Source organism: Solirubrobacter pauli, from assembly GCF_003633755.1.
Classification (GTDB): domain Bacteria; phylum Actinomycetota; class Thermoleophilia; order Solirubrobacterales; family Solirubrobacteraceae; genus Solirubrobacter; species Solirubrobacter pauli.
This window is the reverse complement of record NZ_RBIL01000002.1, coordinates 332875-355738: the sequence shown is the minus strand read 5'-3', so window position 1 is coordinate 355738 and position 22864 is coordinate 332875. Positions and strand designations below refer to the sequence as shown.

General features: G+C 73.2%; 27 protein-coding genes. 16 read left to right on the top strand and 11 right to left on the bottom strand.

Annotation, left to right across the window (positions count from 1 at the left end):
• Positions 1 to 7: 7 nt before the first annotated feature.
• Positions 8 to 583 (top strand): VOC family protein, encoded by a 576-nt coding sequence (locus C8N24_RS21560; protein ID WP_121253996.1) that lies wholly within the window; start codon positions 8 to 10, stop codon positions 581 to 583.
• A 29-nt stretch (positions 584 to 612) separates the two neighbouring features.
• Entirely contained in the window at positions 613 to 1821 is a 1209-nt protein-coding gene (locus C8N24_RS21555) for a low temperature requirement protein A (protein WP_121257901.1), read from the top strand.
• Here the strand turns inward: C8N24_RS21555 and C8N24_RS21550 are convergent.
• Positions 1806 to 2615 carry a DsbA family protein gene (locus C8N24_RS21550; protein WP_121253994.1) on the bottom strand — a complete coding sequence of 270 codons (810 nt, stop codon included), beginning with the start codon at positions 2613 to 2615 and terminating at the stop codon, positions 1806 to 1808. The two genes, C8N24_RS21555 and C8N24_RS21550, sit on opposite strands and share 16 nt — an antisense overlap.
• A 14-nt stretch (positions 2616 to 2629) precedes the next feature.
• On the opposite strand from C8N24_RS21550, the gene C8N24_RS21545 reads away from it, so the two are divergent.
• Entirely contained in the window at positions 2630 to 3394 is a 765-nt protein-coding gene (locus C8N24_RS21545; protein WP_121253992.1) for a class I SAM-dependent methyltransferase, read from the top strand.
• Here the strand turns inward: C8N24_RS21545 and C8N24_RS21540 are convergent.
• From C8N24_RS21540 to C8N24_RS21530, 3 genes are read right to left on the bottom strand one after another with little or no spacing between them, the layout of a single operon-like run.
• Positions 3369 to 3854, bottom strand: coding sequence for a MarR family winged helix-turn-helix transcriptional regulator (locus tag C8N24_RS21540; RefSeq protein ID WP_121253989.1), 486 nt, complete (start codon positions 3852 to 3854; stop codon positions 3369 to 3371). The genes C8N24_RS21545 and C8N24_RS21540 overlap by 26 nt on opposite strands.
• A gap of 3 nt (positions 3855 to 3857) precedes the next feature.
• Complete coding sequence (locus C8N24_RS21535) at positions 3858 to 5621, bottom strand: winged helix-turn-helix domain-containing protein (RefSeq protein WP_121253986.1); 1764 nt, start codon at positions 5619 to 5621, stop codon at positions 3858 to 3860.
• The gene (locus C8N24_RS21530) at positions 5618 to 5884 is read right to left on the bottom strand and encodes a nickel-binding protein (RefSeq protein WP_121253984.1); all 267 of its coding nucleotides are present in this window, start codon (positions 5882 to 5884) and stop codon (positions 5618 to 5620) included. The genes C8N24_RS21535 and C8N24_RS21530 overlap by 4 nt, the downstream gene beginning before the upstream one ends.
• Before the next feature lie 140 nt (positions 5885 to 6024).
• Here C8N24_RS21530 and C8N24_RS21525 point away from each other — a divergent pair, with 140 nt between their 5' ends.
• A complete protein-coding gene (locus C8N24_RS21525; RefSeq protein ID WP_147447923.1) occupies positions 6025 to 6261 on the top strand; it encodes a hypothetical protein in 237 nt (78 codons plus the stop codon).
• Position 6262: 1 nt separating this feature from the next.
• Positions 6263 to 7327, top strand: coding sequence for a class I SAM-dependent methyltransferase (locus C8N24_RS21520; protein ID WP_121253980.1), 1065 nt, complete (start codon positions 6263 to 6265; stop codon positions 7325 to 7327).
• Position 7328: 1 nt separating this feature from the next.
• On the opposite strand, the gene C8N24_RS21515 is transcribed toward C8N24_RS21520, so the two are convergent.
• Positions 7329 to 7859 carry a PadR family transcriptional regulator gene (locus C8N24_RS21515; protein WP_121253978.1) on the bottom strand — a complete coding sequence of 177 codons (531 nt, stop codon included), beginning with the start codon at positions 7857 to 7859 and terminating at the stop codon, positions 7329 to 7331.
• A 55-nt stretch (positions 7860 to 7914) separates the two neighbouring features.
• Here C8N24_RS21515 and C8N24_RS21510 point away from each other — a divergent pair, with 55 nt between their 5' ends.
• The gene (locus tag C8N24_RS21510) at positions 7915 to 8676 is read left to right on the top strand and encodes a class I SAM-dependent methyltransferase (protein WP_170179301.1); all 762 of its coding nucleotides are present in this window, start codon (positions 7915 to 7917) and stop codon (positions 8674 to 8676) included.
• Here C8N24_RS21510 and C8N24_RS34195 read toward each other — a convergent pair.
• Entirely contained in the window at positions 8673 to 9041 is a 369-nt protein-coding gene (locus tag C8N24_RS34195; protein WP_170179300.1) for a CFI-box-CTERM domain-containing protein, read from the bottom strand. The genes C8N24_RS21510 and C8N24_RS34195 overlap by 4 nt on opposite strands.
• A 102-nt stretch (positions 9042 to 9143) precedes the next feature.
• On the opposite strand from C8N24_RS34195, the gene C8N24_RS21500 reads away from it, so the two are divergent.
• The 10 genes from C8N24_RS21500 to C8N24_RS21455 all read left to right on the top strand — a co-directional run bounded on the left by C8N24_RS21500 (position 9144) and on the right by C8N24_RS21455 (position 18438).
• On the top strand, positions 9144 to 11027 hold the full coding sequence (locus C8N24_RS21500) for a hypothetical protein (RefSeq protein WP_147447922.1): 1884 nt from the start codon (positions 9144 to 9146) through the stop codon (positions 11025 to 11027).
• Between the two features lie 26 nt (positions 11028 to 11053).
• On the top strand, positions 11054 to 12280 hold the full coding sequence (locus tag C8N24_RS21495; protein ID WP_121253972.1) for an alpha-hydroxy acid oxidase: 1227 nt from the start codon (positions 11054 to 11056) through the stop codon (positions 12278 to 12280).
• Between the two features lie 326 nt (positions 12281 to 12606).
• Positions 12607 to 12843, top strand: coding sequence for a hypothetical protein (locus C8N24_RS21490; protein WP_121253969.1), 237 nt, complete (start codon positions 12607 to 12609; stop codon positions 12841 to 12843).
• A 57-nt stretch (positions 12844 to 12900) separates the two neighbouring features.
• A complete protein-coding gene (locus C8N24_RS21485) occupies positions 12901 to 14376 on the top strand; it encodes a TIGR03118 family protein (RefSeq protein WP_121253967.1) in 1476 nt (491 codons plus the stop codon).
• Between the two features lie 267 nt (positions 14377 to 14643).
• Complete coding sequence (locus tag C8N24_RS21480) at positions 14644 to 15087, top strand: VOC family protein (protein ID WP_121253965.1); 444 nt, start codon at positions 14644 to 14646, stop codon at positions 15085 to 15087.
• A gap of 9 nt (positions 15088 to 15096) precedes the next feature.
• Positions 15097 to 15684, top strand: a complete 588-nt coding sequence (locus tag C8N24_RS21475; RefSeq protein ID WP_121253963.1) for a flavodoxin family protein — start codon at positions 15097 to 15099, stop codon at positions 15682 to 15684.
• Between the two features lie 132 nt (positions 15685 to 15816).
• Positions 15817 to 16758: a TIGR03557 family F420-dependent LLM class oxidoreductase gene (locus C8N24_RS21470; protein ID WP_121253961.1), complete on the top strand. Its 942-nt coding sequence runs from the start codon at positions 15817 to 15819 to the stop codon at positions 16756 to 16758.
• Positions 16759 to 16811: 53 nt separating this feature from the next.
• Entirely contained in the window at positions 16812 to 17276 is a 465-nt protein-coding gene (locus C8N24_RS21465; RefSeq protein ID WP_121253959.1) for a hypothetical protein, read from the top strand.
• Positions 17277 to 17384: 108 nt separating this feature from the next.
• Positions 17385 to 17696: a hypothetical protein gene (locus C8N24_RS21460; protein ID WP_147447921.1), complete on the top strand. Its 312-nt coding sequence runs from the start codon at positions 17385 to 17387 to the stop codon at positions 17694 to 17696.
• A 70-nt stretch (positions 17697 to 17766) separates the two neighbouring features.
• The gene (locus C8N24_RS21455; protein WP_121253955.1) at positions 17767 to 18438 is read left to right on the top strand and encodes a DUF6766 family protein; all 672 of its coding nucleotides are present in this window, start codon (positions 17767 to 17769) and stop codon (positions 18436 to 18438) included.
• Here C8N24_RS21455 and C8N24_RS21450 read toward each other — a convergent pair.
• The 5 genes from C8N24_RS21450 to C8N24_RS21430 are packed head-to-tail and all read right to left on the bottom strand — an operon-like array spanning position 18435 to position 22864.
• Entirely contained in the window at positions 18435 to 18965 is a 531-nt protein-coding gene (locus C8N24_RS21450; RefSeq protein WP_121253954.1) for a hypothetical protein, read from the bottom strand. The two genes, C8N24_RS21455 and C8N24_RS21450, sit on opposite strands and share 4 nt — an antisense overlap.
• A gap of 11 nt (positions 18966 to 18976) precedes the next feature.
• Positions 18977 to 19426, bottom strand: coding sequence for a DUF5666 domain-containing protein (locus tag C8N24_RS21445; RefSeq protein WP_121253952.1), 450 nt, complete (start codon positions 19424 to 19426; stop codon positions 18977 to 18979).
• A gap of 8 nt (positions 19427 to 19434) precedes the next feature.
• Entirely contained in the window at positions 19435 to 20616 is a 1182-nt protein-coding gene (locus C8N24_RS21440) for an ABC transporter permease (protein ID WP_121253950.1), read from the bottom strand.
• Positions 20613 to 21290 carry an ABC transporter ATP-binding protein gene (locus C8N24_RS21435; protein WP_121253948.1) on the bottom strand — a complete coding sequence of 226 codons (678 nt, stop codon included), beginning with the start codon at positions 21288 to 21290 and terminating at the stop codon, positions 20613 to 20615. Before C8N24_RS21435 ends, C8N24_RS21440 begins: the two co-directional genes overlap by 4 nt.
• Positions 21287 to 22864: an efflux RND transporter periplasmic adaptor subunit gene (locus tag C8N24_RS21430; RefSeq protein WP_170179299.1), complete on the bottom strand. Its 1578-nt coding sequence runs from the start codon at positions 22862 to 22864 to the stop codon at positions 21287 to 21289. The genes C8N24_RS21435 and C8N24_RS21430 overlap by 4 nt, the downstream gene beginning before the upstream one ends.

The following is a 22864-nucleotide window of genomic DNA, read 5'->3' as shown; positions in this document are numbered from 1 at the left end:
CCACTCGATGCACCGCAAGCTCCAGAGCCAAGGCGTCCACCACATCACGATCGTCGGCGCCGATCGCCAGACCTCGATCGACTTCTGGGAAGGCGTCCTCGGGATGCCGTTCATCTTCGAGCAGCCCAACCTGGACAACGCCGACGAGAGCCACCTGTACTTCGATCCGGGCGACGGCCGCCTGATCACGATCTTCACCAAGGAGGATCGGGAGGTCGACCCCAGCCGCACGCCGACCGATCCGGGCTGCGTGCACCACGTCGCGTTCGCGCTCAGCCAGGCGATGTTCGCGCAGGCCGTCGAGCGCCTGGACGAGCGCGGCATCCGCCACAGCGGCGTCAAGGACCGCGGGTTCATGGACTCGATCTACTTCCAGGACCCGCTCGGCCTGCTGATCGAGCTGGCGTCCTACCGCTTCGAGCCGCCGCATCCCGCGACGCACGCCGACGTGCTGTTCACCGCGCACAAGCTGCGCGTCGAGCGTGGCGACCGCGCGATCGACCGGGTCCACGTCGCCGACGCGATCGAGCAGCTCGTGCTGCAGACGCGGCCGTCGCTCTCGGACGACCGCTCCGCCCGGTGACCAGCCCGCTCGCCCATCGCCGCGCGCGCATGGGCGGGCGTGACCCGCACGAGCAGCACCGGGTGGCGACGCCGCTGGAGCTGCTGTTCGACCTGACGTTCGTGGTCGCGTACGGGATGGTCGCCGACGAGCTCGCGCACTACCTGGCCGAGGACCACGTGAAGACCGCGTTGCTCGGCTTCGCGCTGGGCGGCTTCTCGATCACGTGGGCGTGGATCAACTTCTCGTGGTTCGCGTCGGCGTTCGACGTCGACGACTGGGTCTACCGGCTGACGACGATGCTGCAGATGATCGGCGTCGTGATCGTCGCGCTCGGGCTGCCGGCGGTGTTCGAGTCGATCGACGAGGGGGCGCACGTCGACAACGCGGTGATGGTCGGCGGCTACGTCGTCATGCGCGTCGCGATGCTCTTCCAGTGGACCCGCGCCGCGCGCCACGACCCGGAGCACCGGACCGCGTGCCTGACCTACGCGCGCTGGATCGCGGTGGCGCAGCTCGGCTGGATCGCGCTCGCGATCGCGCACACGTCGATCGCCGTCACGTTCGTCTTCGTGGCGCTGCTGACGCTGGTGGAGTTCGCGGGCCCGTACCTCGCGGAGACGCGCAAGGGCGGCACGCCCTGGCATGCGCACCACATCGCCGAGCGCTACGGCCTGCTGATCATCATCGCGCTCGGCGAGGGGATCATCGGGACGATCGCGTCGCTCTCCGCGGTCGTCGGGCCCGAGGGCCCGGGCTGGAGCGTGTCCGCGGCGGTCGTCGCGCTGGCCGGCGTCGGGCTCACGTTCGGCCTCTGGTGGGCGTACTTCGTGATCCCGTTCGGCGACTTCCTGCACGCGCGCCGCGAGCGCTCGTTCGGCTGGGGCTACGGGAACGTGCCGATCATCGCGTCGGTCGTGGCGATCGGCGGCGGCCTGCACGTGGCCGCGTACTACCTCGAGGACCACTCCAAGCTCGACGCGGCCGCGACCATCCTCACGGTCGCGGTCCCCGTGGCCGTCGTCGTCCTCGGCATCTACGGGCTGTACACGTACCTCGTCGGCGCCCTCGACCGCTTCCACTGGCTCCTGATCGCGGGCTCGGTCGCGCTGCTCGGGCTCTCCTACGCGCTCGCGAGCGCGGACGTCGCGTTGCACTGGTGCCTGCTGGTGGTCGCGCTCGTCCCGTGGGTCACGGTCGTCGGCTACGAGCTGCGCGGGCACGAGCACAACGCGCGGATGCTTCAGAGCCTCCAGTAGCAGTCCGCGCCCGCGGGGATCGGCTGTGCGACGCGGCCGAGCTGCGTCCGCGCCGACCGGCCGAGGATCGCCTCGACCTCCGCGGTCGCGAGCGGCTCGTCGAACGCGCGCAGCACGTCCTCCACGTGCTCGGGTGCCGCGCGGCGCGGCAGCGTCGGGTCCAGGTTCGCGACCGCGGCCTCGTAGGCCTCGATCGGGTTGAAGCCGGGCAGGCTGAACGTGCGCGACCCGAACGACAGCTCGTAGCTCGGTGCCGTGTAGCGGCGCTCGGACGCCGGGCCGCCGAGCTTGTGGTCGAGCGCCCGAGCGGCCGCGGACGGGTTGCGTGCGGCGGCGATGTCCTCCTGCAGCGCGTCCTCCACGCCGGGCGAGTCGCACCAGCGCGCGAGCTGCTCAGGGTCCAGGCCGACATCGGTCGCAGCGCCCGCGATCAGCGCCGGGTCATCGAGCAGACCTCCGTCCATGCGGCGCACGCGCAGCCGGCGCAGCAGCCGCTCCTCGAACGAGGGAGCGTTCAACCGCGCCGCCACGACCGCCCGACAGGCGGGCTCGCTCGAGGACGGCCGGGAGTACGGCGCCGGGTCGATCGGCATGCCGTACTTGCGCTGCAGGCCGGGTGCGCCGCCCTGCAGCTTCTCGGCCTCGCCGGGCTCCAGGGTGAGCACGATCATGGTCGTCCGCCAGCGCAGGCCGTCGCCGTAGAAGAAGCGCAGGCGCTGCCGGATCGGCTCGGCGGAGAACGCGAAGGGGCACGCCGGGTCGGTGAACAGCTGGATGTCGATGGCCACGGTCATGCAGACTACGGTCCATGGCCTACGTCCACGGATACGCCGCGCGCGAGAGCGAACGGCTCAACGACCAAGCCGGAGCGTTGGTCGAGCTGCTCCATCACGACACGGTGTACCCGGCCGGGAGCCGAGTGCTCGAAGCCGGCTGCGGCGTCGGCGCGCAGACGATCACGCTCGCGGCGAACTCGCCGGACGCGCAGTTCACCAGCATCGAGCTCTCCCCCGACTCGCTCGCGGTCGCCCAGGAGCGGGTGACCGCGCCGAACGTGACGTTCGAGCAGGCCGACCTGTTCACGTACGAGGCGGAGCCGTTCGACCACGTGTTCGTCTGCTTCGTGCTCGAGCACCTGCGCGACCCGTACGCGGCGCTGCGGCGGCTGCGCGGGCTGCTCAAGCCCGGCGGCACGATCACCGTGATCGAGGGCGACCACGGCTCGACCTACTTCCACCCGGAGAGCGCCGCCGCCGACGACGCGATCGACTGCCTCGTCAAGCTGCAGTCGGGCGACGCCAAGATCGGCCGGCGGCTGTACCCGCTGCTCGTCGAGGCCGGCTTCCCCGACACGCGGGTGTCGCCGCGGATGGTCTACGTGGACGCCAGCAAGCCGGACCTCGTGGACGGGTTCACGCTCAAGACGTTCACGGCGATGATCGAGGGCGTGCGCGAGGCGGCGCTCACCGCGGGCCTGATCGACGCCGACCGCTTCGACCAGGGCATCAGCGACCTGGCGGCGACCGAGACGTTCAGCTACACGTTCTTCAAAGCGGTGGCAACCCGAGGTTGAGCTTGCGCAGGAGCGCGGCGAGCTGCTCGCGCTCCTCCGCGCTCAGCGCCTCCAGCAGCCGCGCCTCGTTGGCGAGGTGCGGGCCGGTGACGGCGTCGATCACCTCGCGCCCCTTCTCGGTGAGCGCGATCAGCTGGCCGCGACGGTCGTTCGGGTCGGGTTCGCGCGCGATCAGCCCGGCCTTCTCCAGCTTCTGCAGCCGCTTGGTCGTGCCGCCGGACGTGAGCATCAGCGAGCCCATCAGGTCGGTCGGGCGGAGCTTGGGCCCCTGACGGCGCAGCGTCGCCAGCAGGTCGTGCCAGCCGGGCTCGAGCCCGTGCTCGCGGTAGACGACCTCCAGGTGCGCCTCGAGCGCGCGGGACAGCCGGGAGATGCGGCCGATGACGCCGATCGGGCTCGGGTCGAGCTCGGGCCGCTCGACCCGCCACCGGTCGATGATGTCGTCGACGCCGTCGCGCACGCGCTAGAGGCTATTGAGCCGGAAGCCGACGCCGCGCACCGTCTCGAGCGCCCTCGCCCGCTCGTCGAGCTTGCGGCGCAGCCCGGAGATGGCCACGTCGACGGCGTTCGCGCCCCCGTCCCACTCGTAGCCCCAGACGTCACGGAGCAGCGCGGCGCGCGGGACCACCTGCCCCTCGCGGTCCTGCAGGTAGCGCAGGACCGCGCACTCGAGCTTGGTGAGCGCGATCGTGCGACCCTCGAGCGTCAGCTCGCGCGCGTCGGCGTCGAGCGCGGTGCGCGCCACGTGCAGGTCGCGCGCCGCGAGCTCCGACAGCCAGCCGGGGACGGACTCGGGCCCCAGGTCGCACACCGTCGCGCCGCCGGGGATCGGCAGGTACCCGAGCGGCTCGAGCTGCGCGTCGAGCGCCTCGCCGCCCTGCGCCGAGTAGATGCGGCGGACGAGCCCGGTCTGCAGCGACGCCCGCTCGACGTCGCGCAAGAGCGCGCTGAAGCACGGCGACGGCGCCGAGCCTGTGCCGTGGGCCAGCGCGAGCCGGGCCGCCAGCACGCGCTGGCCCTTCGGGACCGGGTGCGCGCGCAGGTGCTCCCGCCACGCCTGGCACAGCGGGTCGCGCATGAACAACCCTTGCGGGACGACCTTCAGGTCGCACTGGACCGTGAACGCGACGACGATCCCGCGCGGGCTGCGCGCGACGCGGAAGGCCTCGGGCACCGCGTCCCACCAGTCGGCGATCAGGGCCGTGGTCACGCCCGGGTGGTGGCGGGCGACGATCGCAAGGATCGCGTCCCGGTCCGACGGGCGCGCGGCCTCCACCGCGTAGTGCTGGATCGCGGTCGGGAAGAACGCCTCGCGCACCAGCGGCTCCTCGACCAGCGCGATCATGTCGGCCACCGACGCCCAGCCGCCGTACGGCATCTCCGCCCGGATCCGCTGCCAGGCGGCCGCGCGGACGGCGCGATGGCGGACCGGATCGGTGGCCTTCAGCAGCGCGGACACCGCCTCGCGCACCGCGTCGTGGATGACGAGGCCTTCCGGCGTCAACTCCACGAACGGGAGGTCCTGGAGGAGGTCATAGCCGTCCGGGAGCAGCGAGCGGGTGACGCGGCGCAGGACGCACGCGTGGTCGAGCGCGGCGCGCGTGGGTGCGTCGAGGCCGTCGAGGTAGAGCGCCGCGAGCTCCTGCGTGACGGTCGGGATGACCGCGTCCGGATGTTCCCTGCGGGCCGAGGCGGCGAGCTGGAGCGAGAGCGGATGGCCGTGGACGAACCGGTTGACCTCGGCCGCCTCCTGGGGGTCCAGCCCGCAGAGCTCGAGCACCGCGTGCGCGTCCGCCGGGGCGAGCGGGCCGAGCGCGATCACTTGCAGGTACTCGCCGAACGTCGCGCGCCACACCGCGCCCGGCTTGTCGCGCGTGGCGATCGCGATCCGCGTGTACGCGGGCAGCGACGGGAAGTAGGTGTGGCGCAGCCAGTCGTCGAGCAGGCGCAGGCGCTCGAACGTGTCGATGACGAGCAGGCCGGGGTCCTCGCCGGCGGCCGCGAGGAAGCCCTGCGGGGTCGGCTCGATCGCGCGCCCGTCGACGACGGTGGCGCCGGCCGCGTGCTCGGCCGCGAACGCGCGCAGCAGCGCCGACTTGCCCGTCCCGGCGACGCCGTGGACGACCGCGACGAGCGGTCCGCCGGGCGCATGCAGCGTCCGCAGCGCCGCCAGCTCGGCGTCACGGCCGAGCAGCGCGCGCCGGGCGAGCAGCGCCCCCAGGTTCATGCCGCGGCGGTGGCGTGCACGCGCCGGATCGCGTCCGCGGGCAGCAGCATCGCCTCGGCGTACTCCTCGAGGCGCTCGGCGCTGGTCGCCTCGTACAGGCAGTCGGCGCTGAAGGTGCCGTCGGCCTCCGCGAACACGTACGAGCGCACCCAGCGGACGGTGCCGCCGAACGTGTCCAGGACCGCCGGAGCGCACTCCGAGAACGCGGCCAGCTCTTCCTCGGACAACCATGCGCGACGGCGGGAGACGAGGTACAGGTCCATTGCGCGCGACGGTACCCCGGCGTGGTGGGGCGGCGAAATCGTGCTGGCTCCCGAGCGGGCGGCGGCCGCCCGCACCTCGCTCAGAAAGCGCTAAGGAAGCCGTCACCGCCGGCGTCCCGCGGGCCCGGAAGCTGGATGGCATGAGAACGCATCGCTGGCGAGTGGCCCTCGCCTCACTGATCGCGGCGGCGACGCTCGGCGCCACCTCCCCGGCCTACGCCGGCACCCACCACGGCGGCGGCGACCGCTGCGAGCGCAAGCTCGAGCGCATCGAACGCGACTTCCGCATCATCGAGCGCATCGCCGGCTGGGAGCTGGCCTCCAAGTGGTGGAACGACGTCGCCTGGCCGCACTACTACCGCCAGTGCGGGGGCTGAGATGGCCGTCACGGACATCGACGAGGGCAAGCTCGAGGCGTTCATCGGGCTGGCCGCGACCGAGGTCGGCGCGGCGCTGAACGTCGCGCTCGTCACGCTCGGCGACGAGCTCGGGCTCTACCGGGCGATGGCGGACGGCGAGCCCGTCACGCCGGCCGAGCTCGCCGGCCGCACGGGCACGCTGGAGCGCTACGTGCGCGAGTGGCTCAACGCGCAGGCGGCCTCCGGGTTCGTCGTCCACGAGGACGGCGCCTACTCGCTGCCGGCCGAGCACGCGCTCGTGCTCGCCGACGAGACCTCACCGTTCCTGATGACGGGCACGTTCCAGGCCGCCAACGGCGTCGTCGGCATCCGCGAGGCGCTCGCGGAGCGCTTCATCGACGGCCAGGGCGTCGGCTGGCACGAGCACCACCACGGGCTCTGGCACGGCACGGAGCGCGCGTTCGCCGTCGGCTACCGCACGCATCTGATCTCCGAGTGGCTGCCGGCGCTCGACGGCGTCGTCGAGAAGCTCGAGGCCGGCGCGCTCGTCGCCGACGTCGGCTGTGGGCACGGCGCCTCGACGATCCTGCTCGCGCAGGCGTACCCGACCTCGCGCTTCGTCGGGATCGACTACCACGCGGAGTCGATCGCCGTGGCGCGCCGCCGGGCCGAGCAGGCGGGCGTCGCCGACCGGGTCACGTTCGAGATCGCCGGCGCCGCCGAGTACCTGGACCGGCGCTTCGACGTGATCGCGTTCTTCGACGCCTTCCACGACCTCGGCGACCCGCTCGCCGCAGCCCGGCATGCGGTCGGCGCGCTCGCGCCGGACGGCACCTGCGTGCTCGTCGAGCCGTTCGCGGGCGATTCCGTGGAGGAGAACCTCAATCCGGTCGGGCGCCTGTACTACGGCTTCTCGACCATGTGCTGCACGCCGGGCTCGCTGTCCCAGCCGGGGCGTGCCGGCCTGGGGACGCAGGCGGGCGAGGCGGCGATCGCGGCCGTGCTGCGCGAGGGCGGCTTCACGAGCGTGCGGCGCGCGGCCGAGACGCCGCTGAACCTGGTGCTGGAGGCGCGCGTCGGCTGAGTCAGCGCAGCTCGTCCTCGGCCTCGTCGACGAGCTGCTCGTGGAGCGCGACGAAGCCGCGTAGGAAGCGGTTGACCAGCAGCAGGTTGCGCGCCCGGTGCGGCAGCGCCTCGGCGGCTGCCTCGCTGGCGTCGAGGCGCTCGACGAGGTCGGCGAGGTCGGCGCGAAGCGTCGCGAGCGCCTCGCGCGTGACCTCCTCCCCCGCGATGTCCGCGATCAGCAGACGCAGCAGCGGCTCGGACTTCAGCGGCGTGACGGTGACGGGCGTGCGTGCCCAGGCGCGGAGCGCGTCGCGCCCCTTGTCCGTGAGCGAGTACACGGTGCGGGCGCGCGTCCGGCCGGGCGCCTCGCGCGCCTCCAGGTAGCCGAGCTTGGCGAGGCGCTTGGGCTCGACGTAGTACTGGCTCTCGCCGGCCCAGTCGAGGATGCGGCCGCGGCGGGCCATCTGCAGGAGGTCGTGCGGGCCGGCGCCGGTCTCGCCGACCAGCCCCATCACCTCGTACGAGAACAGGGTGAGCTCAGGTCTTGACATAGCTGTGCTTCATAGCTTATCGTCACTAACTATGGAACATAGCTTGACGACATCCATGAGTGAGCACGCGCGCCGCTGGGGCGCCCTGTGGGGATCGGAGCCCGACGCCTGGGCGGCGACCGAGGCCCAGCAGGCGCCGGTCTACGAGGCGGCCCTGCATGCGGTCGGCCTGCCGCGCGGCGCACGCGTCCTCGACGTCGGCTGTGGCACCGGCGTCTTCCTCCGCCAGGCCGCGGACCGCGGCGCCGACGTGGCCGGCGTGGACGCCTCGGAAGGGCTGCTCGACCTCGCCCGCACCCGGCTCCCCGAAGCCGACCTGCGCCAGGCGGACATGACCGAGCTGCCGTTCGCCGACGACACGTTCGACCTCGTCACCGGCTTCTCGTCCTTCTTCTTCGCCGAGGACATCGTCCGCGCACTGGGCGAGGCCCGCCGCGTCGCCCGTCCGGGCGCCGCCGTCGTCGCCGAGGTCTTCGGGCACCCGGACCGCTGCGACCTCGAGGCCGTCAAGGCGGCCGCCGCGCGCTTCCGCGACAGCGAGGCCGAGTACTGGCGCCCGGACGCGATCGAGGTGCTCCTGCCCGCGGCCGACCTGCACTTCGACCGTGCCTTCGACGTGACCTGCACCTACCGCTACCCCGACGCGGCCGCGCTCGGCGAGGCGATGCTCGCCGCCGGCGGCGCCGGCCACCTGGCCGGCCCGGAGCACGTGGACGAGCTGCGTGCCGCCATCGTCGACGCGCTCGCCCACCGCCGTCGCGCCGACGGCAGCTACCACGTGGCCAACGAGTGGCACGTGGTGATCGCGCGCGCCTAGCGTCCGATGCGGGTGCGGGCGTACGCGACCAGCGGCGCCAGCGCGGCTCGGACGACCGGCTTGAACACCGGGAACGTGCGCAGGAAGCGTGCCCCGTAGCGGCCGTAGCGGTAGTAGACCTTGGTGAACACGCGGCCGGGATACGTGCGCGCGAGCCGCTGGTCGCGATACGCGCGGAGCGTCCGGACCGGCTCGGCGGTCGCGTCGTCGCCGTGGGCGGCGGTGGCGACGAAGCAGGGCCCGTCGAACACCTCCCCGACGATGCAGCAGCAGTCGCTGTCGCCCCGCTCGTACCAGCGCTTGCGCCGCTTCTTGCGACCGGGCACGTGGAACGCGGGTTGATGCCGGCGCTTGGGCTTGCTCATCGCGCGATCCTACGGGCCGCCCGTGGCTCGCGCCGGCTGATCGCCGACATCCGTCGAGCAGGGGGTGCAGGTGAGGCTTGCCTGAGTAGGGTGAACGCCGCCATGCGGACCATCCTCCTTGCCCTGCTGACCCTGTCGCTGCTGTCGACCCCCGCGCTCGCCGCGGAGATCCCGCCGCTCACCATGAGCGAGATGGAGGTCGGCTGCGCCGCGCCCACCGGTTTGCCGGGCGAGATCGTGACCTCCGACCGCAAGGCCGTGCAGCTCGTGAACGTGACCCCGAACGGGATCCGGACGGGGCGCGCGTTCGCGCTCGAGTACTCGGCCGGTTGCGCGGTCGCGGCGTCCCAGCCCAACGGGGCGGGCGTGCTGGCGATCCCGGACGACAGCGGCGTGCTCGTGGCGTTGCGGGAACCGGGCGGCGACTGGAGCGAGCCGCGGGACTTCCCGGATGATGAGGGTCTCAGCACCGGGAAGGTCGCCGTGGCCGTCTCGGAGGCGGGCGACGCTCTCGTCGTCTGGCAGAACGTCGGGCCGCGGCGCCGCGTCCGGACCTACGCCGCGCGCCGCCTCGCAGGCGGGACGTTCGGCACGCCGGTGAAGCTCGTCGACCGCCGGCAGGAGTCGCTGAGCGAGGGCGTCCTGGACGACTGGTTCGCGGCCGGCATCGCCAACGGCGGCGAGGCCATCGTCGCCTGGACCGGCCTACCGCCCGGGCGGCCGCCGCACCGCACCACCGTCAAGGTGGCGATCGCTCCGGCGGGAGGGGAGTTCGGCGCGCCCACCGAGGTCGGCGGGCAGACTGGCTACTCCACCCCGTCGCTGACCATGGCGCCCGACGGGCGCGCGTTGCTCGCGCTGCCCACGCCCGGGCGCGTCGAGGTCCGCGAGCGGACGGCGGGCACGCCCTTCGGCGCCCCGACGACCGTCGCGAAGGTGAGCGACCCGCTCGGCACGCGGACGGCGGCGGCGCTCGGCGCGGCCGGCGAAGCCGTGGTGACGTGGAGCGGGACCGGCCTCGGCGGCGTGCACAGCGCGATCCGCGGTGCCGGCGGTCCGTTCAGCGCCTCGCTGCCGACGGCCGCCGCCGACCCGCGCATCCGCTACGACCTCTGGCAGGCGGTCAGCGGCTTCACGCAGGACCTTCCGAGCGGCTCGTGGGGCTTCGGCGGCGCGGACGTCACCGCCCGGATCACCAACGGCATCGCCCTGCTCGGCTGGACCGGTCCGCGCGGACGCACGACGGCCGCGAACCTCGCGACGTACCCGCTCCTCGCGGGCGCAGGTGTGCGCCAGACGCTCGGCGGCGAGCTCGCGGACACGTGGAACGCCTTCCCGCTGACGCTGGCCGACGGCACGGTCGCGCTCGCCTGGGCCGACGGCGCCTTGCGCCTGCACGCAGCCACGGGCGCACCAGCCGACACGAGCCCGCTCCCCGAGGTCCGTGTGAGCCCGCCGAAGAGTCCCCGTGTGAGCGGGACGCTGGTGTTGCCGTTCCGCTGCAGCGCCGCGTGCGAGGTCCGGGCGGAGCTCGTCGACCGCCACGGCTACGGCAGCTTCAAGCGCCTGAAGGCCGCGGGCTCCGGGCGGCTGCGCCTGACCGACGTGGACGCCCCGGAGCGGCTCGGCCCGGTGCGGGTGCGCTTCACGATCGGCGGCGCCGACGGGCGCCGGACCCGCAGCTGGACGACGACCTACCGGCTCGTGCGCAAGCGCGCCTACCGGCTCATCGGGCTCGCACCGGTGCGGGCGGAGCGCCGCGGCGACAGGGTGCGCGTGACCGTGCGCGTCGCGGGTCGCGTGCCGTCCGAGCTGTTCGCCCTGGTCGGCGGCTTCGGCCGCCGCGGGAACGTCGAGCCGCTCGCGGCCACGTCGGTCTTCCTGGAGCCCCGCCAGCGCGAGGCCACCGCGACGCTGCCGGCCGCCGGCGTGCGCTGGGTCGCCGTCCTGTGGGGCAGCAAGCGCACGTTCGTCCGGGTGCGCTGATCCGCGCGTCCGGGTAACAGCGAGATGTGAACGCGCTCCTCGACCTCGCCGCGCGCCAGCTGCGCGCCGACCTCGCCGCCGCGCCCGCGCGCACCCGGGAGCGCTTCTCCCCGGAGGGCCGGGCGGCGCGCTGCCGGACGATCGCCGAGCTGCGCGCGCTGGCGAAGCGCTCGGTGCCCAAGCCGATCTTCGACTACGCGGACGGCGCAGCGTGGGACGAGGTCACCGCACGCCGGAACCTCGCCGCCTTCGAGGACGTCACGCTGCACCCGAAGGCGCTCACCGACGTGTCGGCTGTGGACCTGCGCACGACGATCCTCGGCGGTGAGGTCGCGTTGCCGATCATCGCCGCTCCGACCGGGCTGACCGGGCTCCAGCACCCGGACGGCGAGGTCGCGATCGCGCGCGCCGCGCACCGGGCGGGGACGATCACGACGGTGTCGACGATGGCGTCGTGCACGCTCGAGGAGGTCGCCGAGGCGTCGGCCGGGCGGCGCTGGTTCCAGCTGTACGTGATGAGCGACCGCGGGCTCGTGGACGAGCTGCTCGCGCGGGCGACCGACAACGGCTACGAGGCGCTCGTGCTCACGGTCGACGTGCAGGTCGCGGGCGTGCGCGAGCGCGACGTGCGCAACGGGTTCTCGGTCCCGCCGCGGATCTCGCTCCGGACGCTCGCGCAGGGCGTCGCGCATCCGCGGTGGAGCGCCGGCTTCGTGGCCAACCCGCGGATGGTGCCGGCGAACCTCGGCTGGGAGGGCTCGGCGAGCGCGACGCTCGCGGCCTCCGTGAACAAGGCCTTCGACCCGACGGTCACGTGGGACGACCTCGCCGACCTGCGCTCACGCTGGAAGGGCCCGGTGATCGTCAAGGGCGTGATGCGCGCCGACGACGCGCAGCGCTGCGTCGAGCACGGCGCCGACGCGCTGGTCGTGTCCAACCACGGCGGCCGTCAGCTCGACGGGGCGGCGGCCTCGATCGAGGCGCTGCCGGCGATCGCGGACGCCGTCGGCGACCGCGCGGAGCTGTACCTGGACAGCGGCATCCGCCGCGGCACCGACATCGTCAAGGCGCTCGCGCTCGGCGCCCGCGCGGTGATGATCGGGCGCGCGCTGATGTACGGCATCGGCGCCGCGGGCGAGGCGGGCGCGCGCCGCGCGTTCGGCATCCTCGACGCCGAGCTGCGCGTCGCGCTCGCCCTGGCCGGCTACCCGCGGGCGGCCGACCTCGGCATGGACGCCGTCAGCGTCAGGTGAAGTCGCCTTCCTCGGGTTGCCATCCGGGCGCTGCGGCCGGGCGTTCGCCGTACTGTCGCTCCGCGGCCTCGAGCGGCAGCGGAGGAGGAGCGAGGTGGTGCGGGAAGGGCGGCACGTCGGTGGAGGACGATGCCGGCTGGTGCGTGTCGTTCGTCATCACCCTTCACAACATGAAGCACACCCCGGCGGTTTCGCAACCGCCCCCGCCAGGACCCCCCAGCCGGGGGGCGTCCACTGCGGCGCCACCTACTCGACCGGCGGTCCCTCTGAGCAAGCTCCCAGGGTTCTCGCAGGGCGCTCCCACGGGCCGGGCCGATGCTGGCGACATGACCAACGACTCGCTTCGCCAGCGCCGGCTCCGTCGTCTGCTCCCCGCCGCCGTCGCGGCGGTCACGCTCGCCTCGAGCGCCCCGTTCCTCGCGCCCGGCGTCGCCCGTGCCGACGTGCCGCAGCGGCCGGAGCGCCGCGAGCACGCCAAGCCGGTCAACCCCGGGAAGATCCCGACGACGCTGCGGGTCGACGCCACGCGCGGCGTCCGCGTGCAGGGCGTCAGCGCCACCTGAACGTTCGCGGCCGATCGCGCGTAGTGCCCCCTGAGGAACGTCCACGAGAGGGGTCTGATGCTGCTGAAGGGCTTGACGGCGACGGTGCTGGCGTTGGCGGTGGCGGTCCCGGCCGCCCACGCCGCGCCGAGCGACCGCTATGTCGTCCACAACCTCGTGTCCAGCGACACGACGCTGTTCCCGGCCGACCGGGCGGACACGAACCTGCGCAACCCGTGGGGCCTCGCCGCGAGCGCGACGTCGCCATGGTGGCCGGCCAACGAGCGCTCGAACACGTCGACGATCGTGCCCGCGAGCGGCGCGGTCAACACCACGGTCGTGGCGGTGCCCGGCGGGCCGACCGGGATCACGACCGGCGCCGGCACGGGGAACTTCCTGACGCTCGGCAACCCCGCGGCCTTCATCTTCTCCACGCTCGGCGGGGAGATCTACTCGTGGCGCGGTGGCGTGCCCGCCAACAACGGCGTGCTGCAGCTCTCGCGCAAGGACGTCAACGCCGTCTACACGGGTCTCGCGCTGGCGACCGTCGGCGGCGCGCCGCGCCTGTACGCGGCCGACCTGCGCAACAACCGCGTGGACATGGTCAACGCCGCCTGGGGCCTGATCGACGCGCCCGGCGCCTTCGTCGACCCGAACCTGCCCGCGGGCTACGGCGCCTACGGCATCCAGACCGTCGGTGACCGCATCATCGTCACCTACGCCAAGCAGCCTGAGCCGGGGACGACGCCCTACCGCGAGGTGCGCGGCGCCGGCCTCGGCGTGGTCAACGCGTTCGACCTGCAGGGCCACTTCCTCGCCCGCATCGCGAGCCCGGGCGGTGTCTTGAACGCCCCGTGGGGCACCGCGCCGGCACACCCGAACTTCGGCGCCTACGCGGGTGACCTGCTGATCGGCAACTTCGGCGGCGGGCGCATCAACGCGTTCCACGAGAACGCCGACGGCACCTGGACCACGAGCGGGTTCCTCAAGAACGCGGCCGGCGACCCGCTGGAGATCCGCGGCCTGTGGGCACTGCAGTTCGGCTTCGGCAATGCCAACAGCGGGCAGCGCAACCACCTCTACTTCACGGCCGGCCCGTCCGGCGAGACGCAGGGCGTGCTCGGCCGGATCGAGCCGAACCCGGTCGACGTCTCGGGCACCGTTCCGGCGACGCTGTCGCTGACGCTCGGCGCGCCCGCGAGCCTCGGCACGTTCGTCCCGGGCGTCGCCGCCGACTACACGGCGAACCTCGACGCCACGATCATCTCCAGCGCGGGCGACGCGACCCTCACCGTCGTCGATCCGAGCGCCACCGCGCCCGGCCGGCTCGTCAACGGCACGTTCGCCCTCCCCCAGCCGCTGCAGCTCGGCGCGAACGGCGGCGCGCAGTCGCCGCTCTCGGGCGCGCCGACGACCCTGCACACCTACACCGGCCCGATCAGCAACGACAAGGTGACGGTCAACCTCAAGCAGCCGATCGCGGCCAGCGACGCGCTGCGCACCGGCAGCTACGCGAAGACGCTCACGTTCACGCTGTCGACCACGAACCCGTGACGGTCCGCCGGGCGCGGCCTTGCGGTCGCGCCCGGCATCCCACGTTCGGCCCCCTCCACTACCTGGGCCAGGGCACTAAGCGTACGCAGCGGTCCGCATGTTGGAACACCCGAGGACGGATGTTGGAGGGGCGTCGCCGCGGACGCCGGCCGGTTCGGGGTGGGCCACCGTCCGCGGCGACGGGAGGGATGCCACGCCCCCGAAGCTACCCCCGCCACGTGCGAGGACGATGAACGCCTCAGAGCCGGCTAATGAGACACTTCCGCCATGCGGATCGATCACGGAGGATTGCTGGTCTCGGACGTCGCGCGCGCGGTGCGCTTCTACGTGGACGCGCTCGGGCTGACCGAGGTGACGCGGCCGTCGACGTTCGACACGCCCGGCGCGTGGCTGCAGGTCGGTGACCAGCAGATCCACCTGATCGGCGAGACCGAGCCCGGACGGGCGCAGGCGATGACGCCCGCCTACGACCACGCGGAGGTCGTGATCGGCTACGGGACGCACCTCGCGCTGGTGGTCGACGACCTGGACGAGGCGCTCGCGCGGGCGGCCCGTGCCGGCGTCACGCCGCCCGGCGAGGTGTTCGCGCGCGGGGACGGCGTCAAGCGCGTGTTCGTCACCGATCCCGACGGGCACGTGATCGAGCTGATGCAGACCGGCATCACGGTCACGGGCGACGAGCCCCGGCTCAAGGCGCCAGAGCGTGGGTAGCGCCCATGGATGCACGCCACCTGCCTCGTCTGCACGCTGAAGCGCTCGCCTGAGCCGTCCAACGCGGAGTCGCTCGCCGAGGTGGTGCTGGGCGCGCTGCGCAAGGAGGGCGTGACCACGGACACGATCCGGCTGGCCGACCACCGGATCGACCCGGGCGTGGTGTCGGAGGCGGTCAGCGACGGCGACGAGTGGCCGGCGATCCGCGAGCGGATCCTCGCGGCGGAGATCCTGATCGTCGCGACCCCGACCTGGCTCGGCCAGCCCTCGTCGGTCTCCAAGCGCGCGCTCGAGCGGATGGACGCGTTCATCTCCGAGACCAAGGAGGACGGGGAGACGCCGATCGCGTACGACCGCGTCGCGGGCGTGGTGGTCGTCGGCAACGAGGACGGCGCGCACCACGTGATCTCCGAGGTCAACGGCGCGCTCAACGACATCGGCTACACGCTGCCCGGCCAGAACTGGACGTACTGGAACAAGGGGCCGGGACCGGGCGACGAGGAGTGGCTGACCACCGAGGAGAAGGACTGGTCGACCTCCACGGGCGAGGCCTGCGCGAAGAACCTGCTGCGGACGGTGCGCGCGGTGCAGCCATGAGCCTCACGCAGCTGCGCAAGGACGTCCAGGGCTGCACGGCCTGCGCCAGCGCGACGAGGACGCGCGTCAGGAGGCGTACCGCGGCTTCGTCGAGGATCTGCGCGAGGTCGCCCGACGGGTAGGGCCGCAGGCATGAAGATCGGCTACTTCCTCTCCAGCGAGGAGAACTCGCCCGGCGACCTCGTCCAGCAGGCGAAGCAGGCGCAGGCGGCCGGCTTCCACGCGCTCTGGATCTCCGATCACTACCACCCGTGGAACGACGAGCAGGGCCACAGCCCCTTCGTGTGGTCGATGATCGGTGCGATCAGCCAGGTCACGGACCTGAAGGTCACGACCGGCGTGACGTGCCCGACGATCCGCATCCACCCCGCGGTGATCGCGCAGGCGGCGGCCACCAGCGCGGTGCTGCTGCCCGGTGGCTTCAACCTCGGCGTCGGCTCGGGCGAGGCGCTCAACGAGCACATCCTGGGCGACAAGTGGCCGGAGGCCGAGGTGCGCCTGGAGCTGCTCGAGGAAGCGGTGGAGGTGCTGCGCACGCTCTGGCAGGGCGGCCAGCAGAGCCACCGCGGCCGCCACTACACGGTCGAGAACGCGCGCCTCTACGACCTGCCGGACGAGCCGCCGCCCGTGCTCGTCTCCGCGTTCGGCCCGAAGGCGCTCAAGCTCGCCGCCAAGATCGGCGACGGCTTCGTGACGATGTCGCCCGACAAGGACTCGATCCAGTCCTACAAGGACCAAGGCGGCAAGGGCCCCGTCCACGCGGGCACGAAGGTCTGCTACGGCCCCTCCGAGGAGGACGCGCTGAAGACGGTCCTGCGGCTGTGGCCGAACGAGGGCCTGCCGGGCGAGCTCGCGCAGATCCTCCCCACGCCCAGCCACTTCGAGCAGGCGACCGAGCTCGTGACCGCCGAGCAGATCAAGACGCCGGTCGGCCCGGACTTCGAGGCGCACGTGGAGTCGCTGCGCCAGTATGAGGAGGCCGGCGTGGACGAGCTCTACGTCCAGCAGGTCGGCCCGGACAAGGACGCCTTCTTCTCCGAGTGGGCCGCGGAGGTGCTCCCGAGGTTCGCGTGAGCGAAGCGTGGGTACTCCGCTTTCTGGCTTCATAAAACAGGGAGGTTCATGAAATGCGGAAGGTCGTTCTGAGCGGTCTGCTGATGGCCGCGGTGCTCTTCGGTGGCGCGCCCGCCGCGCAGGCCAGCGACGCGTCGGTGCGCGAGGTGGTCGTCTCCAACGCGAAGCGCCAGGTGAAGGAGGACAAGCGGTTCATCAACGCGATGCAGAAGCTCCGGACGCGCGCGCAGCTCCGCAAGGCCAAGGCCGCCGCGGGCCGTCAGGCGGCGTCGGTGCAGCAGTGGCGTGACCAGCTGAACGCCGAGGTCGCGGACACCGAGCCGGTCGCGGCCGGCCGCCAGAAGATGCTGGACGCGCTGGACCTCTACAACAAGGGCATCCGCCGCCTGCAGAAGGGCATCAACCAGGCGCTCGCCAACGGTGGCGGCTCGGGTGTGAAGAAGGCCAAGCAGGCGCTCAAGAACATGCGCACCGCCTCCAAGCGGATCGGCCAGGCCGCCGAGCTCATCGTCGGCTAAGCAGGGTTTTCCCCTGGGTCGGTGTAACGACCCACTGTGCATCGCGTCGCGCTCGCACTTCTCGTCCTCACGCTGACGGGATGCGGGCGCGCCGACGATGAGCGCGCGGTGAGCGCGGTCAGCACGCGGTTCCTGCAGGCGGTGCGTGACGGGGACGGCGAGATCGCCTGCGCGCAGCTCACCCCGGCGGCCGCCGAGTCGCTCGAGGCGAGCCGGCCGTGCGCGGACGCGGTCACCGACCTCGACGTCTCCCCCGGCCCGGTCACCCGCGCGCAGGTCTACTCGATCAGCGCCAAGGTCGACGTCGGCAACGGCGCGAGCTACTTCCTCGAGCTGACCCGCGCGGGGTGGCGCATCTCCGCCGCCGGTTGCACCTCCACGTCGCGCGACGCGCCCTTCGACTGCGAGGCCGAGGGCTGATGCGAGCGATGTTCGTCCTCTACCTCGTGGTGATCCTCGCCGGGCTCCTCTACTTCACGGCGGTCGGCCTGTGGGCTTTGTGAAGGGCAACAGCCTCGCGCTGGGGTTCGGGCTGCTGTTCGTCGGCACGCTCGTCGCGCAGGCGTTCGTGGGCCTGCACGACTTCAACGCGCAGCAGCTCGCCCACCACGGTGACCCGATCACGCTCTGGCGCTACCTGCGCTCGTCCTCGTTCGCGGTCGACGTGCTCGAGAACTGGCAGTCCGAGTACCTGCAGTTCACGCTGTTCATCCTCGGCACGGTGTGGCTGATCCAGCGCGGCTCGCCCGAGTCCAAGGAGCCGGGCAAGGCCGGCACCGAGTCCGACTCCGAGCAGAAGGTCGGCGAGCACGCCCGGGACGACTCGCCCAAGTGGGCCAAGGTCGGCGGGCTGCGGACCTTCGTGTACTCGAACTCGCTGCTGCTGGTCATGGGGACGATCTGGCTCTGGTCGTGGGCCGGGCAGTCGGTCGCCGGCCACATCGCCTACAACGACGACCGCTTCGAGCACCAGCAGGAAGCGGTCTCCTACCTCGCCTACCTCGCCACGCCCGACTTCTGGAACCGCACGCTGCAGAACTGGCAGTCGGAGTTCCTGGCGGTGGGCTCGATGGCGGTGCTCGCGATCTACCTGCGCCAGCGCGGCTCCCCGGAGTCCAAGCCGGTGGGAGCCGCGCACAGCGACACCGGGATCGAGGGCTAGGTCCCCGGGACGATCAGCACGCTCGTCGCGGCCTCGCCCTCCTGGCGGCCGCCGGTGACGATCACGCTGTCGCCCGCCTTGAGGTCCGATACCTCGCCCGCGGCGCTCTTGGAGACGGTCGTCGACGGGCCGATCGTGACGTTCGTGTCGCCCTGCGGGCCGGTCAGCGTCAGCGTGTCGCCGTCGACGGACTTGACCTGCTGCCCGACGCCGCGGCCGCCACCGAAGCCCATCCGCCCCTGAGCGCCGGCCGGGGCGCCGCCCTGGTTGCAGACCGCGCGCACGAGGAAGCCGGCACCGCCCGCGGCTGGGGCGCCGGCGGTGTCAGCGCCCGGCGTCGGCGCCTCGGGCACGTCCCCGCACGGCAGGTCGCCGGCCTGCGCTTGCGCGACCGCCTCGCTCAGCGTCTCCGGCCCGCCGCCGCCCGCGAGCGCGCGGCCCGCGAAGAACGCGACCGCCGCCACGACGACCGCCACCACGGCGACGATCGCGATCCAGCTGACGCCGCCCTCCAGTTCCTCTTCCATCTCGTCTCCGTTCATCGACCTGCGTTGCTCGCCGTCGCGATGACCGAGGTCGCGACGACCGTGCCGCTGCTCGCGGTGCGTCCCGTGACGACGACCGTGTCGCCCGGGTGGATCGCCTCCGCGTCCGCCACCGCGTTGCGCGAGACCTTCGCCTGCTCGCCCGCGCGCACGCGGATCGTGTTGCCGCTCGCGTCCTGCACGTAGAAGGTCGAGCCGTCCACGCTCGACACCTCGCCGGTGGTGGCGTCGGCCTGCTGGGCTTGCGCGCCACCGAACCCGCCGCCGCCCGGGAAGGCCCCGCGCGCGGGTGTCGCCTCGCCCTGCGCCTTCTGCACGTGCACGCCGCCCAGGAACCCGAGCGCGCCGATCGTCACGGCCGCGAACGCCGCGCCCACGCCGGTCACGAGCCGGCCGCGCGTGCGCACGGGCAGCGGCTCCGACAGGAGGTCTTCGTCGGTCATCTCACTCCTTACTCGAACCGCAGGGCGTCGATCGGGCGCATGCGCGCCGCGCGGCCCGCGGGATAGGTGCCGAAGAACAGGCCTGAGAGCACGGACGCGCCGAACGCGAGGGCCACGGAGTACGCCGCGATCGCCGGCTCGACGCCCGCGATCTCGAACTGGCTGCCGACGATCCCGACGAGCACGCCGGTGATGCCGCCGAAGGCGCTGATGACGACCGCCTCGGTCAAGAACTGGGCGAGGATGTCCGCCCGGCGCGCGCCGATCGCCTTGCGGATGCCGATCTCGCGCGTGCGCTCGGTGACCGAGACGAGCATGATGTTCATCACGCCGATCCCGCCGACGAGCATCGAGATCGCGGCGACGGCGCCGAGCAGCGTCGTGAAGACGTCCGTGGACGCGGTCGCGACCTCGCGGATCGAGCTCTGGTTGATCACCTGGAAGCCGTCCGCGCCGTCCTTGCGCTGCGTGAGGATCGACGTGACCTCGGCTTGGGCGGCGTCGAGCGCGTCGCCGGACCGCGCCTCGACCGTGATCGAGCTCAGCCCGGACGCGTAGCCCGTGACCGCGTCCTGCACCGCGGTGACCGGCGCGAGCGCGATGTCGTCCTGGTCCTGCGTCCCGTTCGAGCCCTTGGCGGCCGTGACGCCCACGACCTGGAAGCTCGTCCCGTTGATCCGCACGCTCTGGCCGACGGGGTCGGCGCCTCCGAAGAGGCTCTGCGCGACGGTCGGACCGAGCACGACCACCCGGCGGTGGCGGCTGACGTCGGCCGACGTGAACATCGCGCCGCTCTGGAGCTCATACGCGCGTGTCTGGGCGTAGGCCGGCACGGTGCCGACCACCGAGCTCGGCTCGTAGCTCTCCTGCCCGGCGACGAACGCGGTGCCGGTGGCGTTGACGACGGGCGAGACGCGCTCGACGTCCGGCGCGTTGAACTCGTCGGCGAGCGCGTCCGCGTCGCGCTGCGTGAACGTGACCTCCGCCCCGAACGCGCGCTGCACCAGCAGGACGTTCGAGCCGAGCGCGTCGATCGACGCCTGGACCGCGTTCCTAGAGCCGTTGCCGACCGCGACGAGGATGATCACGGCGGAGACGCCGATCGTCATGCCGAGGATCGTCAGGCCGGAGCGCAGCTTGTTCGCCGCGACCCCGCCCAGCGCGATCCGGACGATCTCGCGGCCGCTCACAGGACGAGCCCGTCGGCGAGGCGGATCGTGCGCTGCGCGCGGGCGGCGACGTCGTCCTCGTGCGTGATCATCACGATCGTGCGGCCGGCCCGGTTGAGCCGCTCGAACACGTCGAGCACCTCGGCGGTGGAGTGCGTGTCGAGGTTGCCGGTCGGCTCGTCGGCGAGGATCAGCGGCGGGTTGGTGACGAGCGCGCGGGCGACCGCGACACGCTGTTGCTGGCCGCCGGACAGCTCCGACGGCAGGTGGTGCATCCGCTCCCCCATGCCGACGGCGCGCAGCGCGGCCGCGGCGCGCATGCGGCGGGTCGCCCGTGGCACGCCCGCGTAGGTCAGCGGCAGCTCGACGTTCGCCAGCGCGCTCGTGCGCGGCACGAGGTTGAACGCCTGGAAGACGAAGCCGATCTTGCGGTTGCGCAGGTCGGCGAGGTCGTCCTCGGGGATGTCACGCACGTCGGTGCCGTCGAGCAGATAGCGCCCGTCGGTCGGCGAGTCGAGGCAGCCGAGGATGTGCATCAGCGTCGACTTGCCGGAGCCCGAGCTGCCCATCACCGCCACGTAGTCGCCCTGGTCGATCCGGAGCGAGACCCCGCGCAGCGCGTGGACGACGACCTCCTCCGTGACCCGGTACTCGCGCGTGACGTCGCGCAGGTGGATGACCGGCTGCGCGCTCACGGGCCACCCCGGGCGCCGCCGAACCCGCCACCGCCCGCACCGGGCGGCGCGAACCCGCCGCCACTGCCGCCGAAGCCGCCGCGCGCGGCACCGCCGCCGCCGAGGCCGCCGAGGCCGGTCGCACCGCGCTGCCCGGCGCCCTGCGCGTTGGTGACGGCGCCCTGGATCGCGCTCGTCGACGTGATCACGACCGTCTCGCCCGCCTCGAGGCCGCTGACGACCTCGGTCATGCGCTCGCCGACCACGCCCGTCTGCACACGGCGCGTCTCGCGCCGCCCGCCGCGGTCGACGGTCACGCTCGAGCCGCGCAGCGCCTGGCTGGGCACGGCCAGGCCGGTCGCCCGGTCGACGACGATGTCCGCGGTCGCGCTCATGCCCGCGCGGATGCCCTCCGCGGACTGGTCGACCGTGACCACCACCGGATAGCTGACCGAGCCGCTCGTGCTCGTGCTCGAGAGCACGCCGACGCTCGCCACCTGGCCGGCGACCTGCTCACCTGAAGCCGCGTTGACGCTCACCGTCACCGACTGGCCGACCTGCACCTTGCCGATGTCGGCCTCGCTCAGGGCCACCTCGAGCTTGAGCCGCGACAGCGCGGCGAGCGTGATGAACGCCGAGCTCGTGGACGCCGCCTGCTCGTCCTGCGACGCCTCGCCGCCGCCGGAGGCGCCCGCGGTGTCGCCGACGGCGCCGTTCAGCGCGGCGACCGTGCCGGCCATCGGCGCGCGCAGCTCGGTGGCCGCCAGCGCATCCTCGGCCTCGTCGAGCGCGAGCTGCGCGCTCGCGACCGCGGCCTCGGCGGACTCGACGCTCTGGGCCGAGCCGCCCCCGCCGGTCTGGGGGACGGCGGTGGCGGCCGGCGTGCGCGTGGGCGCGGCCGTGGCCGCCGCCGGCGGAGCAGCAGACGCGGAGGGCGTGGGCGTGGCGGAAGCGCCCGGCGTGCCCGCCGGCGCCGGCGAAGCCTGCGCGACGATCGCGGCCGCCGGCGCGCGCGTGGCCGCTGCGCTCGCCGCCGCCAGCGCTGCGGCCGGGGTCGCCTCGGGCGCACCGGCCGCGCTCGCCGCCGCGTCGCTCGCCGCCGCCGCACGCGCCGTCGCCGCGCTCGCCGTCGCCGCGCTCGTCGTCGTCGCGTCCTGCGCGGCCCCGAGCGCGTCCTGCGCGTCGACGAGCTCGGCCTGGGCCTTGGCGAGCGCGACGCGGGCCGCGCGGTCGTCGATGCGGGCCAGCAGCTCGCCCTTGCTGACGTGCTCGCCCTCGGACGTGTAGATCTTGGTGATCCGGCCGCTGGTGGCGAAGCTCAGGTCGGCCTGGCGGACCGGCTCGAGGTTGCCGGAGCCGGAGACGAGCGTCTCGATCACGCCGCGCTCGACCTGGACGGTGCGCTCGGACACCTGCACGCCGAGGTCGTCGGCGCCGACGCTGAGGGCGGCCGCGACGACCGCGCCCACGGCGAGCACGGCCAGCAGGGCGGTCATGCTGCCCGGCCGGCGCGTTCCGGGACGGCGCGTGCGGCGCGCCTTGAGCCCGCGCACCTTCATCTTCGCCCGGGGGCGCTGCTTCGACCTCGTCGCCAT

Excerpts from the sequence above, each read along its gene's own strand:
- C8N24_RS21560 (WP_121253996.1), top strand. The coding sequence starts at position 8 with ATGCACCGCAAGCTCCAGAGCCAAGGCGTCCACCACATCACGATCGTC.
- C8N24_RS21555 (WP_121257901.1), top strand. The coding sequence starts at position 613 with ATGGGCGGGCGTGACCCGCACGAGCAGCACCGGGTGGCGACGCCGCTG.
- C8N24_RS21550 (WP_121253994.1), bottom strand. The coding sequence starts at position 2,615 with ATGACCGTGGCCATCGACATCCAGCTGTTCACCGACCCGGCGTGCCCC.
- C8N24_RS21545 (WP_121253992.1), top strand. The coding sequence starts at position 2,630 with ATGGCCTACGTCCACGGATACGCCGCGCGCGAGAGCGAACGGCTCAAC.
- C8N24_RS21535 (WP_121253986.1), bottom strand. The coding sequence starts at position 5,621 with ATGAACCTGGGGGCGCTGCTCGCCCGGCGCGCGCTGCTCGGCCGTGAC.
- C8N24_RS21530 (WP_121253984.1), bottom strand. The coding sequence starts at position 5,884 with ATGGACCTGTACCTCGTCTCCCGCCGTCGCGCATGGTTGTCCGAGGAA.
- C8N24_RS21525 (WP_147447923.1), top strand. The coding sequence starts at position 6,025 with ATGAGAACGCATCGCTGGCGAGTGGCCCTCGCCTCACTGATCGCGGCG.
- C8N24_RS21520 (WP_121253980.1), top strand. The coding sequence starts at position 6,263 with ATGGCCGTCACGGACATCGACGAGGGCAAGCTCGAGGCGTTCATCGGG.
- C8N24_RS21515 (WP_121253978.1), bottom strand. The coding sequence starts at position 7,859 with ATGTCAAGACCTGAGCTCACCCTGTTCTCGTACGAGGTGATGGGGCTG.
- C8N24_RS21510 (WP_170179301.1), top strand. The coding sequence starts at position 7,915 with ATGAGTGAGCACGCGCGCCGCTGGGGCGCCCTGTGGGGATCGGAGCCC.
- C8N24_RS34195 (WP_170179300.1), bottom strand. The coding sequence starts at position 9,041 with ATGAGCAAGCCCAAGCGCCGGCATCAACCCGCGTTCCACGTGCCCGGT.
- C8N24_RS21500 (WP_147447922.1), top strand. The coding sequence starts at position 9,144 with ATGCGGACCATCCTCCTTGCCCTGCTGACCCTGTCGCTGCTGTCGACC.
- C8N24_RS21490 (WP_121253969.1), top strand. The coding sequence starts at position 12,607 with ATGACCAACGACTCGCTTCGCCAGCGCCGGCTCCGTCGTCTGCTCCCC.
- C8N24_RS21485 (WP_121253967.1), top strand. The coding sequence starts at position 12,901 with ATGCTGCTGAAGGGCTTGACGGCGACGGTGCTGGCGTTGGCGGTGGCG.
- C8N24_RS21480 (WP_121253965.1), top strand. The coding sequence starts at position 14,644 with ATGCGGATCGATCACGGAGGATTGCTGGTCTCGGACGTCGCGCGCGCG.
- C8N24_RS21475 (WP_121253963.1), top strand. The coding sequence starts at position 15,097 with ATGCACGCCACCTGCCTCGTCTGCACGCTGAAGCGCTCGCCTGAGCCG.
- C8N24_RS21470 (WP_121253961.1), top strand. The coding sequence starts at position 15,817 with ATGAAGATCGGCTACTTCCTCTCCAGCGAGGAGAACTCGCCCGGCGAC.
- C8N24_RS21465 (WP_121253959.1), top strand. The coding sequence starts at position 16,812 with ATGCGGAAGGTCGTTCTGAGCGGTCTGCTGATGGCCGCGGTGCTCTTC.
- C8N24_RS21450 (WP_121253954.1), bottom strand. The coding sequence starts at position 18,965 with ATGGAAGAGGAACTGGAGGGCGGCGTCAGCTGGATCGCGATCGTCGCC.
- C8N24_RS21445 (WP_121253952.1), bottom strand. The coding sequence starts at position 19,426 with ATGACCGACGAAGACCTCCTGTCGGAGCCGCTGCCCGTGCGCACGCGC.
- C8N24_RS21430 (WP_170179299.1), bottom strand. The coding sequence starts at position 22,864 with ATGGCGACGAGGTCGAAGCAGCGCCCCCGGGCGAAGATGAAGGTGCGC.